Source organism: Paenibacillus sp. URB8-2 (assembly GCF_013393385.1).
GTDB lineage: Bacteria > Bacillota > Bacilli > Paenibacillales > Paenibacillaceae > Paenibacillus_AQ.
Window position 1 is genome coordinate 3,553,896 of sequence record NZ_AP023239.1, and the last position, 15,568, is coordinate 3,569,463.

Consider the following 15,568-nt stretch of genomic DNA (forward strand, 5'->3'; position numbering starts at 1 on the left):
CTTTCTTGGCGAATGATCCGTCATTAAAATATGTTCGCGGAAGAGTTTCTTTTTCCTGCAAAAGGAAAAAAATAAATAACCCCATAAACTTTTAACGGCTGTAAAGAAGAATTTAAAATCTTAGATTACGTGTGAAGCAAATTTTAAAATATATTAAATACCAGAATGAACCAAATTGTCAATCGGTCCAAATCTTCGGGATATTAATCATGTTGATTCCGGTTCTGATTACCGGCCGGCTGTACGACGAGCTAAAGACTCTGGGTCCTCTCCTCGTTAGTGAATTCATTATCGCTGCTTTCGACACGGCACGCCATGTATAAAAAGACATCCGCACCCTGTCGAAAAAGGGGCGCAGATGTCTTTTATAGGCACAGCTTGTATTCGATAAAATCCGCTCTACTTCACGCTAATTTGCACGCTGACGATCTCGTCTTTCTTCTCCACCGGAACAAGAAGCTTGCCAATGGAACGTCGTTCGGCGATCGGCGCAGCTTCCGAAGAGAAGCTATGCACCGCTCCCTCGCGCGTGATGGCGGTCAGTTCGAACGTCTCCTTGCAGTAAAATGCGCCAGCAATCCGGCTTCCGTTAGGACGGACGCGTTTGCCTTCCTTGAATTCAAAGGTCGGCACTCCCTTGCCGCCCCGGCTCTGCGGCACATAATCCAGCAGCAGACTGCGCTTGCCGAAACCGATATCCGTCAGAGTGAGAATCTCTCCCTCATCGTCCGAAACCCGGAAGCAGGACACCACCTCATCGCCTTCCTTAAGCTGAATGCCTTTCACGCCGGCTGCCACACGGCCCATCGGGTTCACTTCGCTCTCGCGGAACCGGATACTCATGCCTTCCCGGGTGACAAGTACAATGTCTTGCTCCCCCTCGCTCAGCATCACTGAGAGCACCTCATCTTCCGCTCCCACCTTGCATGCAGCGATGGCGCCGCTGCGGCTCGTGAAATACTCCTTCAGTTCGGTGCGTTTCACCTGTCCCTTGCGCGTTACAAAAATCAGACTGCGGGCAGGCTCTTCGAAATTGCTTATAGGGATTATTCCGGCAATTCCGTCTCCCTTGGAAAGACTGATTACATTTACAATCGCGGTGCCGGGGTCCTTCCACTTAAACTCCGGAATCTGATGCACCGGAAGCAGGAAATACTGTCCTTTTCCTGTGAATACCAGCAGACTGTCCCGCGTATTGACGTCGAGAAGTTTGGTGATATAGTCGCCTTCTTTAACTCCAGACGCATTCCGTTCGCCGCCGGAGCGGGTAAAGGAAAGCATGCTTGTCCGCTTGATATAGCCATCCGCCGACAACGTGACCAGCACATCCTCCGCGTTGACCAGCGCCTCAAGGCTGACCTTGAGCTCTTCCACCTCGCCCTGAATGGCGGAGCGGCGGTCGATGCCGTATTTGTCGCGGATTTCCAGCAACTCCTTGCGGATGACGCTGACCAGCTTCTTGTCGCTCTCCAGAATTGCACGCAGGGCAGCGATCTTGCGCTGCGTCTCCTCCAATTCCTTCTCCAGCGTCTTGATCTCCAGATTCGTCAGGCGGTACAGTTGGAGAGTCAGGATGGAATCCGCCTGTCTTTCACTGAAGCCGAACATCCAGACGAGGTTGTTCTGGGCATCCTGGCGGTTCTTCGACGCTTTGATCGCGGCGATCACTTCATCCAGAATATTGAGCGCCTTAACCAAACCTTCCAGGACATGCGCCCGGTCCTCCGCCCGCTCCAGATCGAACTGGGTACGATGCGTGACTACTTCCCGCTGATGGGCGATATAAGCTTCCAGAATAGCCTTTAGGCCAAGCTGCTGCGGAGCTTTATTGACAATGGCTACCATATTGAAATTGTAAGTGACCTGCAGGTCGGTCTTCTTGAGCAGGTATGCCAAAATCCCCTGCGCGTCGGCCTCCTTCTTCAGCTCGACGACGATCCGCAGACCTTCACGGCCGCTTTCGTCGCGCACTTCCGCGATGCCCTCGACTTTTTTCTCAAGACGGATATTCTCCATCGCGGTAACGAGACGCGATTTAACCACCTGAAACGGAATCTCGGTGATGACGATCTGCTGCTTGCCGCCGCGCAGATTCTCAATCTCTGTCTTGGAACGCAGATAAATGCGTCCTTTGCCGGTCCGGTAAGCGTCCATAATTCCGTCGCCGCCCATTATGAGCCCGCCAGTCGGGAAATCCGGGCCTTTCATAAAGGTCATGATTTCTTCGAGCTCGATCTCCGGCTTCTGCATAACCGCGATGCAGGCGTCAATCGTCTCGCGCAAATTATGCGGCGGAATTTCAGTGGCAAAACCGGCCGAAATGCCGCTTGTACCGTTTACGAGCAAATTTGGATATCGTGAAGGGACGACGACCGGCTCCTTTGCCGAATTGTCGAAGTTGTCCTTGAACAGCACGGTCCGCTTCTCGATATCGCGCATCATTTCCATGGCGATCGGCGATAGCCGGGCCTCTGTATAGCGCATGGCTGCTGCCGGGTCGTCGTCCATCGAGCCCCAGTTGCCGTGTCCGTCGACGAGCACATGCCCCATTTTCCAAGGCTGCGCCATTCTCACCATGCCTTCATAGATGGACGAGTCGCCATGAGGATGATAGTTGCCCATGACGTCGCCGACGGTTTTGGCCGACTTGCGGTAAGGCTTGTCCGGTGTATTGCCCGAATCGTACATGGCATACAGAATCCGGCGTTGAACGGGTTTCAGTCCGTCGCGGACGTCGGGAATGGCCCGGTCCTGAATGATATATTTGGAATACCGGCCGAAGCGGTCGCCGACGACCTCTTCCAGAAATGCCGGCAAAAATTGTTCGGATAAACTGCTCATGCTTTCACCTTCTGTTCCTCAAACTGTCGCCTTTATAAAAGATTGGTGATCTGCACGTTGCTGTGCGACGGTTTGGACTTCCGGCCGCTGTTGTCTCCGGATTCCCTTCAATTAACCCTAAAGGGGGGAATCCGTAGACAAAGGCGGACGCTATCGCTCCTCCAGTTCCAAACCTTTCGCCCTGCTTCGCAAATCGCCAAAACATTTAAACATCGAAATTCTCGTCACCTTGCGACGAGAACACTTAAAATTATGTCTCGTCACTACTCCACGATCTCGGTAAAATCAACATTCTCTACGATCCAGCGCTTGCGCGGGTCGACCTTGTCGCCCATCAGCGTGGATACGCGGCGCTCCGCCTTGGCGGCATCCTCGATCTGCACCTGAAGCATGGTTCGCGACTCCGGATTCATTGTCGTTTCCCACAGCTGATCGGGGTTCATCTCGCCTAGACCTTTATAACGCTGAAGCTCGAAGTTTTTGCCGAACTCTTTCAAATAGTTCTGAAGCTGCTCGTCGGTCCAGGCGTATCTGACCGTCTCCAGCTTGCCCGATTTGCGAGTCAGCTTATACAGCGGCGGCTGGGCGATATATACTTTTCCCGCGTCGATCAGCGGCTTCATGTACCTGTAGAAGAACGTCAGCAGCAGCACCTGAATATGCGCGCCGTCGGTATCCGCATCGGTCATAATGATTATTTTGGAATAATTGCTGTCCTCTACCGCGAAATCCGGTCCGATTCCCGCACCGATCGCGGAAATGATCGCCCGGTATTCATCGTTCTTCAGTATTTCCGCCAGCTTCGCCTTCTCGGGATTCATCGGCTTGCCTTTAAGCGGCAGTATCGCCTGGATCTTCGAGTCGCGCCCCTGCTTGGCCGAGCCGCCGGCGGAATCGCCTTCGACGATGAACAGCTCCGTGCGGGAGAAGTCCTTGGACTGCGCGGGCGTTAGCTTGCCGCCCAGGTTCGAACCCTCGCTGCGTTTCTTGCCGCTGCGGATCTCGTCGCGGGCTTTACGCGCCGCTTCCCGCGCTTTGGCCGCCTGAATGGATTTCTTCAGCAGGCTCTGCGCCACCTGCGGGTTCTCTTCGAGAAAGCGCTGCATATTCTCGGAGACGATAAAGTCGACCACGCCGCGCGCCGAGGCGCTGCCGAGCTGGTCCTTCGTCTGGCCGACGAATTCGACCTCGGACATCTTGATGCTGATGACGGTCATCATGCCCTCGCGCAGGTCGCCGCCATCCAGATTCTTATCCTTCTCTTTCAACAGCCCTGTGCGCCGGGCATAGTCATTCATGACGCGTGTGTACGCCGTCTTGAACCCGGTCTCATGCGTCCCGCCGCTGCGGGTCGGGATCGAGTTGACGAATGAGGCAATCGTCTCGGTGTAGCCGCCGTTGTATTGGATTGCTACCTCGACCTCGATTTCGTCCTTCTCGGCGCTGAAATGGATGACGTCGTGGAGCACGTCTTTGCCTTCGTTTAAATAGCGCACGAATTCGCTCGCTCCGCCTTCGTAGAAATACTCATCCTGGCGGCCGCTTCGCTCGTCCGCCAGCGTGATGCGCAGTCCGGAGTTAAGAAAAGCGATTTCCTGAAGCCGTTCGGCAAGCGTGTCGTAGTTCAGCGAGATGCCTCCCTGGAACACGCGAATATCCGGCTTGAACATGATCTTCGAGCCGGTTTTGTTCGTATTGCCCAATACCTCAAGCCCCGTAACCGGTTCTCCGACATGCTCTTTCCCGTTCTTGTCTACCCAGTATTCAAAACGCTGGCGATGGATCTTGCCTTCCCGGTATATCTCCACCTCAAGCCATTCGGACAAGGCGTTCGTTACCGAAGCGCCGACGCCGTGCAGGCCGCCGGATTTCTTGTATCCCGAGCCTCCGAACTTGCCGCCGGCATGCAGCATGGTGAATACCACCTGCGGCGTCGGCACGCCCGTCTTGTGCATTCCGGTCGGAATGCCGCGTCCGTTATCGGTTACGGTTACCGAACCGTCCTTGCGCAGCGTAATGTCAATTTTCGAGCAAAATTTCGCCAAATGCTCGTCTACGGCGTTGTCTACGATCTCCCATACAAGATGGTGCAGTCCCGAGGAACTCGTACTGCCGATATACATGCCGGGCCGTTTGCGAACCGCAACCAGACCTTCAAGCACCTGAATGTCGTCAGCATCGTATCCAGTCCGGTCTGCTGCGCCGTTTTTTGTGACTTCAGCGAACATATCGACCTGTTCGAACATTCATGTTCCCCCTTCTCTTCTCTAATCCCAAAATGCAAACAAACGTTTTGGTTACTTTGTACATTCTAATTCAAAATATCCCTTTTCGTAAAGACAGTGAATGAAATGATCACGGAAACAGCCGCCCAAACGCCTAAAACCGCCAAGGAAAAAGGCAGGGTCATCCCCGCGATCGGCGCCGGAGTTCCCGCAAGGTAATTCGTCAGGCCCAAATTGACCATGAACAGGTACTTGGCTGAAGTCCAAGCCGAGGCCATATTGGTTAGAATCGTGCCGGCAATCAGCGCCGCCATCATCACGACGATACTGGCTGCCGTGCTGCGGAACAGTACCGAAACCATAAAGGCCAGCAGGGCGACGACTACGCTGACGAACCAGATCAATCCGCACTGCATCAACAGATATTGCCACTGCGGCACCGAGTGGACCGCGGACATATCAACCGTGTCTCCGCTGAGCTGAAAGCCGGTAAATACCGGTACGTTGAAGCCGCTGTAGCCAAAGGCCACTCCGGAAATCAGGTAGCTTACCAGAAAGGTGGACAAAATAATCAGCGATACGAACATGAGCAGCGCGATCAATTTGCTCATCAGCACCTTCCAGCGCCTAACGGGCCGGGTCAGCAGCATTTTAATGGTTCCCGTCGTGCGTTCTCCGGATACGATATCCGAAGCCACCGCCATAATCAGCAGCGGGATGAACAGAGAGATCGAATTGTCCAGGAACTCGCGGGTAAAGGTTACCCCGCTGGGCTCATTCGGATTCACGTCATGGTCTAGATAATACTGCATCTGCTGTATAAAAATTCGGCGGTACGTCTTCCATTCCTCCGGGATGCGGCTGCTGCTGAGCGAATTTTCATTATCGGTAATCTGCTGCTGCAATTCCAGACGCCAGTCGGAGCTGAACTTCTCCCTGTTCCGTTCGGCAGAGCGCATCTGGGCATAGGTGAACATCGGAACGAGCACAAGCAGAATGAGCAGGATGACATAAAAGCGCTTCCTTTTGATGATCTTCATACACTCGTTGCGGATGAGCGGCAGCAGGCTAATCAATGGTCTCACCCTCCGTCAGTTTCAAGAATAGCTGTTCCAGTGTCGGATTGATTTTATGCACGGCCCTGACCTCTACGCCGGCGGATACCAGAGCGGCGACGGTTTCGGGAACGGCATCGTCATCCATAATCGTCAAGGCGGAGCCGCTTCGCATATTCGCAATCACCGTGTCGTCCAGCGCTAGCTCGGCGGGATCGGCAAGCCGGATTCCCGCTCTTGATTCAAGCAGGGCGGAGCCGCGTTCATATGGCTCCAGCTCCCACAGCACATAAGGCGAATTGCGGGCGACAAGCTCGCTCACGCCGCCCACTGCCAGCACGCGTCCCCTGCTGATGATGGCGACCCGGTCGCACAGCAGTTGAATCTCGCTCAGCAGGTGGCTGGAGACGAACACCGCCATTCCCTCATCCGCCAGCCTGCGGATGAATTCACGCAATTCCTTGATCCCTTTGGGATCAAGACCATTCGTCGGCTCGTCGAGAATAAGCAGCCGCGGACGTCCGAGCAGCGCCTGGGCAATGCCGAGGCGCTGGCGCATTCCGAGCGAGTAGGTTCTCACCTTGTCGTGGATGCGCTGGTCAAGCCGGACCGTTTCGACAACCTCGGCGATCCGCGCTTCGTCCACTCCCGGCTGCATCCTGGCGAAATGCTGCAGATTCTCCCAGCCGGTCAAATAAGTATAGACCTCGGGATTTTCAACGATGGAACCGACATATTGCAGCGCTTTTTCTGGCGCTTTGTTGACGTTATAGCCGCATACGGTGATGGAGCCTTCGCTCGGACGTATTAAATCTACGAGCATGCGGATAGTGGTCGTCTTTCCCGCCCCGTTCGGCCCGAGAAAGCCGAAAATTTCGCCTTTTCTGACATCAAAGGTTACGTTGTCGATAATCCATTTGCGGCCTATTTTTTTACGGACTCCGTTAACGGATAAAACGACGGTTCCAAGGCCGTCTTCATTTTCGTTCGATTGCAAGTTCCCCGCTCCTTTCCTCTACCGTACCGCTTGAACAACCCGGTCCGCCATCCGCTGGTAGCCGTCGCCGTTCGGATGAAAATGGTCGCTGGATAAATATTTGTCAAGATGACCGTTAAACAAATCGAGCGTCGGAACAAGCGTCATGTCCATATTGCGGTTGATGATATCCATTGCCGCATCGTTCCAGGCCGTAACGGCCTGATTGCCCGGGATGAGCATTTCCCGCAGATCCCCAAAAGGATTGTAAAGGCCGATATAGTATATCTTGGCCGAAGGATTAATCTTGGAAATGGCGCCTAGAATAAATTCCAGCCGCTTTGAAACGGAGGGAAGATCGGCGAGGAGCCGTTTAGGGTCCAAATTCTTTAATTCATCTGTCCCCCTGGAGGCTCCCGCGCTCACGCCGGGAGTACCTGCTGAATCTGACGCTCCGCCCTCTGGAACCGTTCTTTCCGACGCTTCATTCAGCATGGACTGCGCTCCATCAAACAAATCGTTGCCGCCGATCGAAACCAGAATGATGTTAGCCTGGCGCAGGACGTATTGTACGCCCTCCTCTTTCAGCTTGTCCTCCAGTCCGGTAGTCGTCAGCCCGTTAATGCCGAGGTTCCCGATCAGTTCGGCTTTCATTCCATCCGTGGACAAGCCCGCTACGGTCCGGCGGACAAAGCCTTCGCCTGTGTCGTCCCCCGTGCCCTTGGCCAGTGAGTCGCCGACTGCCGCAACCTTCAGGACATCCGTTCCGGCAGCGGGAGCTGCCGTGCTCAGCGGGGTCTCCGTGATATGAGCGGCTCCCTGCGGATACATTATATCTTTGGCGGCATAAACAAAGCCAGTGAGCAGCATAAGGGTAGCCGCAATAGATAGAAGGCTTGCCCACCGCCAAGTCCATTTGAAATCGTTCAAATCGATACCTCCGTCCGATCGACAATGTGTATTGTATTTAAACATAATTCTTCTATCGGCAATTTGCAAATGTTCTAAATAAAATGAAAAAGGATCTTCCGTCAGCAGAGTTTCCGCCTGGAAGATCCTTATGTATGAATAGGGAAGCGAAAAGATTCATGGTTCCCGTTCTTTTTTCAACTTCAAAAACGACAGCAGCAGCAGTAAGGACGGAATGATGATTTGAAGAGTCAAATGCACGTACTTCACATCGAATCCTAAGCCGATTTTACTGTGGATTCCGCTATTTTCAGCCATAACTAGACTGAACGGCGCAATGATTGCGCCAAGGGGCACCATCACATCACAGGGACTTTTTAGTTTGAATAAATGAGCGGTTCCAAGAGCAGCGCCGTAAACATAAACCCCGATCTTGAAAAATCCGCCTGCTACCATCAGCAAAATAACGACTGCATCAATCCGCTCAAGAAAATCCCCAATCGAAACCATTCGGACAGAAGCCAATAGAGGATACTGCAGTATTCCGTATAATTCCGGGCCCAATACGGCCAACATGGCCAGAATATTGATGGTCAGCAGCAGTCCCCCCGTCAATACGGCCGCAAGGCTGATCTTGCTCAACTTTCCTTTGCCGCCCAAGAACGGCCATACCATGATAAATACGATAAGCTCCCCATATGGGAGCACTGTGAGTTCGGGGAAGGCCTCCCGCCATATGCTTGCAGAACCCGTAAACATAATCGGCGTCAAGTGCCTGATCTTAAACGCCCCGGAAGCATATACCGTGAACCAGGTGATGCCCATGACAATCATGACGAAGGGAAACACCATTTCCGCCATTCGCCCGAACACTTCGATCCCACCGCGTAGCGTGTAAATAATGACCGCGATAAAACAGACGATGATTACAGATTGCGGCGTATCAACCAAAATCGTGGCCGCAAGCAGCTCGCTAAAGTCCCGGACCACTCTTGAAGCCTGGTAGGTAAAGTAAATAATATAGGTAAGGCATAGCGGAACGCCCAACCCTCTGCCCAGAAGCCCCAGAATGATTTGAATCAGCGAATCCCTTTGAAAGTGGGAAAACAGCCGCAAAAATACAAACACAACAAGAATTCCGAATAACATGCCGAGCAATGCGGCCAGCCAAGCATTTTGCCCGCTTTCCGAGCCCAAAGGAAAAATAAGGCTGCTTCCGATTTGAAAGGCGACCATAAGAATAAACAGCTGGCTTGTTCCGATCTGCTCCCGCTTCATCTGTCAATCCCCGTTCTTCCAAAAAGTAGAATGGTAACATTATAATCCTCCGTTTTCATTCTTAAACCCCGGATTGGAATGAAATTGCTGCTCTTCACAAATAATACTCCGGAAGGTCGATGTTCATATGGAGGTGGAACGATGATATGGCTGCGGCGGCTTTTTTTTGCCGGTATATTTCCCTTGTTTATGGTCTGGTGCTTATTTATCTATTTGTTCGCGCTGCCTCACGCTATGAGCGAGCCCTTTACTCCCGCAGAGCTGCTGCTGGCATTTATGGGAGCCTTATACAGTGCGCTTCTGGTTATCGTATTGATCATTCGGGCGCTTGCCTTACTCATTGGGCCGGAATAAACCGGATCATTCCACAACGGGAGAAACTTACATGGATAACCAACTAATCGGCACAGAGCTTAACGGCAATTTAGAGAAACTGAAAGCGGCCTTTGCCCATTCTTCCGATATCATCTTTAGGGAATTCAAAGTCGGAAACGGTCAAAAGGGGCTGCTTATCTTTGTGGATGGGCTGATCAACATGAAATTGATCGATGAGGACGTCCTGCAGCCGCTGATCGCGTTCGCCTCCAAATCCCCGCAGAGCCTTAAGCAGCTTGAATCGCTGGTAAGCGAACGGGTGATCACCGCCGCCCAGATTAGCACCGGTACCGAGATTTCCGGGTTGATCGATCATGTGCTGTCAGGGGATACGGCTTTGCTGCTTGACGGCCTGGCTGAGGCTTTGTTCATCGGGGCCAGAGAATGGGATTCAAGGGCTGTCAGCGAACCCGCCACCGAAGCGGTAATCCGCGGTCCGAGGGAAGGGTTTACGGAAAATTTACGGACCAATACGAGCCTTATTCGCAGACGTCTGAAAACTCCCCATTTAAAAATGGAATCCATGAAGGTCGGCCGGCTGTCCAAAACGGATATCGTGATTTCATACCTCGATAACTTGGCGGATTCTTCCATAGTAGCCGAAGTTCGAGACCGAATCCGTAAAGTGGATATCGACGCGATTTTGGAGAGCGGATATATCGAAGAGTTGATCGGGGACAGCCCGTACTCTATGTTTCCCCTTGTAATGACTACGGAACGGCCGGATAAGGTTGCCGGGAGTTTATTGGAAGGAAAAGTAGCGATTATTACCGACAATACTCCTTTTGTCCTTATCGTTCCCGTGACCTTTTACGGGATGCTTCAGGCGAGCGAGGATTATTACGAGAAATTTTTATTCATGACCGCCGTCCGCTGGCTTCGGTTACTCAGTATGGTTATTGCCCTGCTTCTGCCGTCCGTCTATATTGCCCTGCTGACCTTCGAGCTTGAGATGATCCCCACAAACCTCGTGTACAGTATAGCCGCTGGCCGGGAGACGGTCCCTTTCCCCGCTCTTGTCGAAGCGCTCATTATGGAAGTATCGTTCGAGGCTTTGCGGGAAGCGGGGGTCAGGCTGCCGAGACCGATCGGGCAGTCGGTCAGCATTGTCGGAGGTCTGGTGATCGGGCAGGCCGCCGTTCAAGCCGGACTCGTATCGGCTCCGCTCGTTATCGTCGTCTCCTTAACCGGTATTGCTTCCTTTATTATTCCGAATTACAGCCATGCGATCACCATCCGGCTGCTCCGTTTTCCAATAATGATTCTGGCAGGCACTCTTGGATTTTACGGAGTATTAATCGGGGTATTATTTCTGCTCAGCCATATGTGCAGGCTTCGGTCTTTCGGTACACCTTACTTATCCCCCATAGCCCCTTTACGTCTTGGCGATTTAAAGGATGTGCTGATTCGGGCGCCCTGGTGGCGGATGAACTACCGGCCAAAGGGAAGCACTCCGGGTAATCAGAGACGGCTGGGCAATCGGCCGAAGGGAAATCCATCGAAACCTTAAGAGGAAAGGTGCGAATCGCCGTGACGAAACGAATTCTATTTTTCATTATCCTGCTGGCGCTTCCCCTTCTGTCAGGCTGCTGGAGCCGAAAAGAAGTGAATGACGTTGCGTTTGTATCAGGCATCGGAATCGATCAGATGGAAGACGGCAGAATCCGTCTGGCCCTTCAGCTCGCCATTCCCAGGATGCTTGGATCTTCAGGGCAAGGAGGGACCAGTTCGAGCGGTGAGAAAGACATCGCCGCCAAGGCGGTCTGGATTGTGTCCGAATCGGGGGAAAGCATTATGGATGCCTATCGCAAACTTCAGGAGAAGCTGCAGAGGGAAATCTTCTTCGCCCACAACCGAATCATTTGCATCGGAGAGAGCATGGCACGTCAAGGCCTTTCGCCTGTGCTTGATTTTTTTGTGCGATACCAGGAATCCCGAATGCAAAGTTATTTGATATTTACCAGGGGCGAGGCACTGGATCTGCTGTATTATCTACCGAAATTCGAAAAAATACCTGCCGAGGTCATACGGGAATCGGAGAAAACAGGCACCGGCATCGGATCCAAGATGAGAGATTTTGCCGAAATGCTCTTGGCGGACGATTCTCAGCCGCTTGCGGACGAATTTGAAATCGTAGCTTCAAATGTACAGGGCAGCGAGGAAACCGCAAAACGGGAAGCTCCTTCGGCCATCGAGGGCAGCGTTGCGCTTAAAGGTCTGGCCGTATTCAAGGACGACAAACTGGTAGGCTGGATAGACCGAAAAGAGACTAGAGGAGTTCTATGGTTTCATAACAAAACCAAAAAAGGATCGGCCTATACTCTGGAGATCCCCAAAGATAAAGGCGGCGGAAAAGTCAGCTTGGAAATGATTTCGAGCAAAACCGAGCTTAAGCCTTCACTCAAGGAAGGAGAAGTAGGAATGGAGGTTAAGACCTATCTGAAGGCCGATCTCTACGAGAGCAGCTCGAGTTTGGATTTAACGGATCCCAAATCCATTCGTCTTATTGAAAACTTACTGGCTGAGGATGTCGAGAACAGGTTGCGTCTAGCACTAAAAAAAGTCCAGAAGGATTATCGCTCGGACATCATCGGCTTTGGAGCGGCCGTCCACCGGAAATATCCGAGGCAGTGGCAAAATGGGCTGAACGAACGTTGGGATCAGGTCTTTACGGAAATACCGGTCACTATTCACTCAAAGATGACGGTGAGAAATACGGGACTAACCGGCAGTTCCTTAAAACAGAAGGAGGAAGAAAATAAATGAAGCTGCTGATACTGATAGCCGTTTATGTAGTCTTGTCTTTCATTGATATGCGGAGCCTGTTCAAGAAACAAGAAAGCCGCAAAGCGCTGAAGGTTTACTGCGCGTTCATGCTGGCCGGTCTTCTGTTCAGCTTTATGGCAGCTTATCACTTTCATCTTCCGACTTGGACGGGAAGCTAAAAAACGCCCTTCCTGCAGCCAAGCAGGAGGGCGAAAATATACAAAACCTTTATTTTCCGATAAATTCCTGTGTCCAATAGTTATTGTCAAAGCCCACGCCGATATAATTGAAATTTTTGCTCAAAATATTGGCTTTGTGCCCCGGGCTGTTCATCCAGGCAGTCATTACTTCTTCCGGTGTACGCTGTCCCATCGCAATATTCTCGCCGGCATAGCTGTAAGTTACGCCGAAAGAAGACATCATATCAAACGGAGAACCGTACGTAGGGGACGTATGCGAGAAATAATTATTGCTCCGCATGTCCGTTGCTTTGGCCGCCGCGACCTTGTTCAGGCTGTCAAGCGCAGACAGCGGCGCGAGTCCCGCTTTACCGCGTTCCTGGTTCACCAGAGCGATTACCTCTTTGATATAGGAAGAACTGTCAGATTGGGCAACCTCAGGAGCTTTTGCCGCCGGAGCTGCGGGTTTGGCCACTGGAGCTGCGGGTTTGGCCGCCGGTTTCGCCGGGGCCGGCTCTGGCGCCGGCGTCGCTTCCGGCTTGGATTCGGCCGGCTTGGAAATATGATCGCCAGTCACATCAATGGTGATCGATTTACCATAATATTGCTGCAAATATTGTATCAGCTGCTCATAGCTCATTCCGTTCTTGACCGTCACCTGCTCGGAGGCTGCTTCAGCCTGAGAGGGCAAGGATATGCCAAGCGCCAAAACTGCCGCTACGCTTCCGCTTAATAATGCTTTTATCGTTCTGCTCTTCATTTCGCCATCTCCTTATTCTAGTTGTCTATGCCTGCATGTAAGAAAACAGCGGCAAAGATTACAAAGTTGTAATATGTTCCTTGGTCATTGTAACATACTACTCTCCCTTTTGGGACGTTAATTTCTGCCAATAGGGGAGTGCCTTTGTGCACTTTTATCGGAGTGAAGAGCGTTATTATTTAGTCGGCATGCTGCAACAGGCTTAGTGAAAAGACCGCCAGAATGCGCCCTCGGTGTTGATCAGGCCCATAATTTCGGCAAAAGGAATTCGGAAGGTCGGGAAGCCCGCCGCGTATGGCGCGATCTCATAAGGAGCGAAGTAGAGGTAGAGCGCCTCTCCGTCGACATAGAACGGCTGGTCGGGGGCTATGCCTTTATACTCGCCGGGGAATACATAGGAATATTGGGGGTCATTCTCGATTTGCCGTCCCACAATTTCGCTGAGCCTATCGGTGTAGTCGATCGCCGGCTTGAATAAATCTTTTAGCTCATAGAATTTCCCGGATCGCAAATCGATGGGTGTAAAAATACGGGTCGGCATTCCGTGCGCAGCCCCAAAAGGATAGCGGTAACCGCTTAGTTCAAGCTGCAGCAGATTCTTTCGGAAGAAGGAAACGGAAAAATCGCCCGTGTAGCTGTAGTCACTGCTGTCTCCGGCGCTGCCGTCATCCGCAAGCGAAAGCTCTTTCAGCCTGTCGTTGACCCGTGCGGATACGCGTGTATCGGCAATCCCCTTTACGAACGGGTAATAGACGAGGTAATTGAAATTCGGCTTGAACTTTCGTTCTTCTACGGCGTAGGGATGCCGAAGGGGAATCAGTATATTTTGTCTCCAGACCTGTCTGCCGTTCCGGTCATAATAAGCGGTACGCTGATCCACATCCGCCCGGATCAATCTTCCGCTGAATGAAAGGGTCCCCGCGCCCGGGACGACCGGCGGCTGCGCGGCCCGGTTGCCGCTTCTGTCGATAAAATAAGTCTCGCTTTCATCGTATACAGAGGCGAGCCCCTCGCTATAATTGTTCACTCCGCGCAGCGGATGGGCGTTCAGTATCCGGCCGGTTGCCGCGTCGGCAATGGTGTACACTGTCCCCTTGTAAGTCTCCGCCGGGTTGATGGGGGTGCCAAGCGCGACCCGGTTCTCCCCAAGCTGCTGGATATACTCGTATTGGGCCTGAATGACGAACTTCCCGCTCTTGTCGATCAAGCCGTAGGCGTTCTCATAGTTCTCCGCCATATTAACGACCGCCCTTCCTTCCGAAAAAGGCATCGCCGACGTAAACTGCGGGCTAATAACCGTCTTACCTTCCTCATCGATATATCCGTACCGGCCGTTCTCCTCCGTCTGATAAGCCAGCAGGCCCTCCCCCGGATTGCCGACAAAAGGATAGGAGTACGTATGCAGGATCTCACCGTTCTTTCCGATCAGCGCAAATTCGCCCGCATGGAGCTTGACCAGCGCTTTGCCTTCCTTGAAGTCATTCGCGTCCTCGTACTTTGCGGGGATCGCTTCCCTGCCGTTACGGTCCAAATACCCGTATTTGAGACCTTGGCCTCCTACCTGCTTCGTGAACAGCGCGCGTCCTTCATGAAGGGAGTTCAAATAGTCGTATCTTCGTCCCGTTACTGGCTTTCCCTTCTCGTCAATCAGAAAATAGCCCTTGCTGTCGCTCGCGACGGCGCGCCCTTCTTCAAAGGAGCCGATAAACGTGTAAACGGGCTTAAGCACTTCTTTGCCTGCCCCGTTGATTAAGCCGCTGAGATCCTTTCGCTGGACAACGGCGAGACCGTTATCCTGAAAATCCTCGGCATAGTCATAGCGGGGCTCAATGACCGTGCGGCCATTGTCGCCGATATAGCCCCACAGCTTCCCCTCCTTCAAATTGAAAGGCGCCGGATGGAGCGAGGCGGCGCGCAGGCCGTATTCGTCTTCATAATCGCTGTCATTGATTAACTCCGCTTCGTCGGTGTGGACATCGATCCGGTACCAGCCAGGTTCGGAGGGGACGACCGCATATGCGTTCTCCGCAAACCGCGCCTCCGGCTGGGGAATAAGGCCGTTCCACCCCGTGCCGTCCCATTTCCGGACTTCCGCCGTTATCCCCGCATTCTTCCCGGCCTTTGGCGCGCCGGTCAAATCAATTTTCAACATGCTCCGCTCCCCCTGTCATAAAGGCGTTTGCCCATAGAATATGGGATAACCG

Annotated in this window: 12 protein-coding genes; 4 read left to right on the forward strand and 8 right to left on the reverse strand. The window is 52.7% G+C overall.

What is annotated here, in order from left to right:
- Window positions 1-399: 399 nt before the first annotated feature.
- From gyrA to PUR_RS16390, 6 genes are all read right to left on the reverse strand, one after another.
- Window positions 400-2,841 carry a DNA gyrase subunit A gene (gene gyrA, locus PUR_RS16365; RefSeq protein WP_179036163.1) on the reverse strand — a complete coding sequence of 814 codons (2,442 nt, stop codon included), beginning with the start codon at window positions 2,839-2,841 and terminating at the stop codon, window positions 400-402.
- 263 nt (window positions 2,842-3,104) lie between these two features.
- Entirely contained in the window at window positions 3,105-5,087 is a 1,983-nt protein-coding gene (gene parE / locus PUR_RS16370; protein ID WP_179036164.1) for a DNA topoisomerase IV subunit B, read from the reverse strand.
- Window positions 5,088-5,152: 65 nt separating this feature from the next.
- Complete coding sequence (locus PUR_RS16375) at window positions 5,153-6,142, reverse strand: ABC transporter permease (protein ID WP_179037955.1); 990 nt, start codon at window positions 6,140-6,142, stop codon at window positions 5,153-5,155.
- A complete protein-coding gene (locus tag PUR_RS16380; protein ID WP_179036165.1) occupies window positions 6,135-7,118 on the reverse strand; it encodes an ABC transporter ATP-binding protein in 984 nt (327 codons plus the stop codon). The genes PUR_RS16375 and PUR_RS16380 overlap by 8 nt, the downstream gene beginning before the upstream one ends.
- Before the next feature lie 18 nt (window positions 7,119-7,136).
- Window positions 7,137-8,027 (reverse strand): GDSL-type esterase/lipase family protein, encoded by an 891-nt coding sequence (locus tag PUR_RS16385; RefSeq protein WP_332107906.1) that lies wholly within the window; start codon window positions 8,025-8,027, stop codon window positions 7,137-7,139.
- A gap of 156 nt (window positions 8,028-8,183) precedes the next feature.
- The gene (locus PUR_RS16390) at window positions 8,184-9,284 is read right to left on the reverse strand and encodes a GerAB/ArcD/ProY family transporter (protein WP_179036167.1); all 1,101 of its coding nucleotides are present in this window, start codon (window positions 9,282-9,284) and stop codon (window positions 8,184-8,186) included.
- A 141-nt stretch (window positions 9,285-9,425) separates the two neighbouring features.
- On the opposite strand from PUR_RS16390, the gene PUR_RS16395 reads away from it, so the two are divergent.
- Genes PUR_RS16395 through PUR_RS16410 form a run of 4 tightly spaced genes read left to right on the forward strand, consistent with a single transcriptional unit; the run spans window position 9,426 to window position 12,604 of the window.
- On the forward strand, window positions 9,426-9,638 hold the full coding sequence (locus tag PUR_RS16395) for a hypothetical protein (protein WP_179036168.1): 213 nt from the start codon (window positions 9,426-9,428) through the stop codon (window positions 9,636-9,638).
- A 31-nt stretch (window positions 9,639-9,669) separates the two neighbouring features.
- Window positions 9,670-11,169, forward strand: a complete 1,500-nt coding sequence (locus tag PUR_RS16400) for a spore germination protein (protein WP_179036169.1) — start codon at window positions 9,670-9,672, stop codon at window positions 11,167-11,169.
- A 20-nt stretch (window positions 11,170-11,189) separates the two neighbouring features.
- Window positions 11,190-12,425 carry a Ger(x)C family spore germination protein gene (locus PUR_RS16405; RefSeq protein ID WP_179036170.1) on the forward strand — a complete coding sequence of 412 codons (1,236 nt, stop codon included), beginning with the start codon at window positions 11,190-11,192 and terminating at the stop codon, window positions 12,423-12,425.
- Complete coding sequence (locus PUR_RS16410; RefSeq protein WP_179036171.1) at window positions 12,422-12,604, forward strand: hypothetical protein; 183 nt, start codon at window positions 12,422-12,424, stop codon at window positions 12,602-12,604. The genes PUR_RS16405 and PUR_RS16410 overlap by 4 nt, the downstream gene beginning before the upstream one ends.
- 49 nt (window positions 12,605-12,653) lie before the next feature.
- On the opposite strand, the gene PUR_RS16415 is transcribed toward PUR_RS16410, so the two are convergent.
- Both PUR_RS16415 and PUR_RS16420 read right to left on the reverse strand, forming a co-directional pair.
- Window positions 12,654-13,364, reverse strand: a complete 711-nt coding sequence (locus PUR_RS16415) for a CAP domain-containing protein (RefSeq protein WP_179036172.1) — start codon at window positions 13,362-13,364, stop codon at window positions 12,654-12,656.
- A gap of 202 nt (window positions 13,365-13,566) precedes the next feature.
- Window positions 13,567-15,516 (reverse strand): WG repeat-containing protein, encoded by a 1,950-nt coding sequence (locus PUR_RS16420; protein WP_179036173.1) that lies wholly within the window; start codon window positions 15,514-15,516, stop codon window positions 13,567-13,569.
- Window positions 15,517-15,568: the final 52 nt, after the last annotated feature.

What these genes read in the sequence shown, in the direction of transcription:
- gyrA (WP_179036163.1), bottom strand. Translation starts at nt 2,841, where the DNA reads ATGAGCAGTTTATCCGAACAATTTTTGCCGGCATTTCTGGAAGAGGTC.
- PUR_RS16395 (WP_179036168.1), top strand. Translation starts at nt 9,426, where the DNA reads ATGATATGGCTGCGGCGGCTTTTTTTTGCCGGTATATTTCCCTTGTTT.
- PUR_RS16400 (WP_179036169.1), top strand. Translation starts at nt 9,670, where the DNA reads ATGGATAACCAACTAATCGGCACAGAGCTTAACGGCAATTTAGAGAAA.
- PUR_RS16420 (WP_179036173.1), bottom strand. Translation starts at nt 15,516, where the DNA reads ATGTTGAAAATTGATTTGACCGGCGCGCCAAAGGCCGGGAAGAATGCG.
- PUR_RS16410 (WP_179036171.1), top strand. Translation starts at nt 12,422, where the DNA reads ATGAAGCTGCTGATACTGATAGCCGTTTATGTAGTCTTGTCTTTCATT.
- parE (WP_179036164.1), bottom strand. Translation starts at nt 5,087, where the DNA reads ATGTTCGAACAGGTCGATATGTTCGCTGAAGTCACAAAAAACGGCGCA.
- PUR_RS16415 (WP_179036172.1), bottom strand. Translation starts at nt 13,364, where the DNA reads ATGAAGAGCAGAACGATAAAAGCATTATTAAGCGGAAGCGTAGCGGCA.
- PUR_RS16390 (WP_179036167.1), bottom strand. Translation starts at nt 9,284, where the DNA reads ATGAAGCGGGAGCAGATCGGAACAAGCCAGCTGTTTATTCTTATGGTC.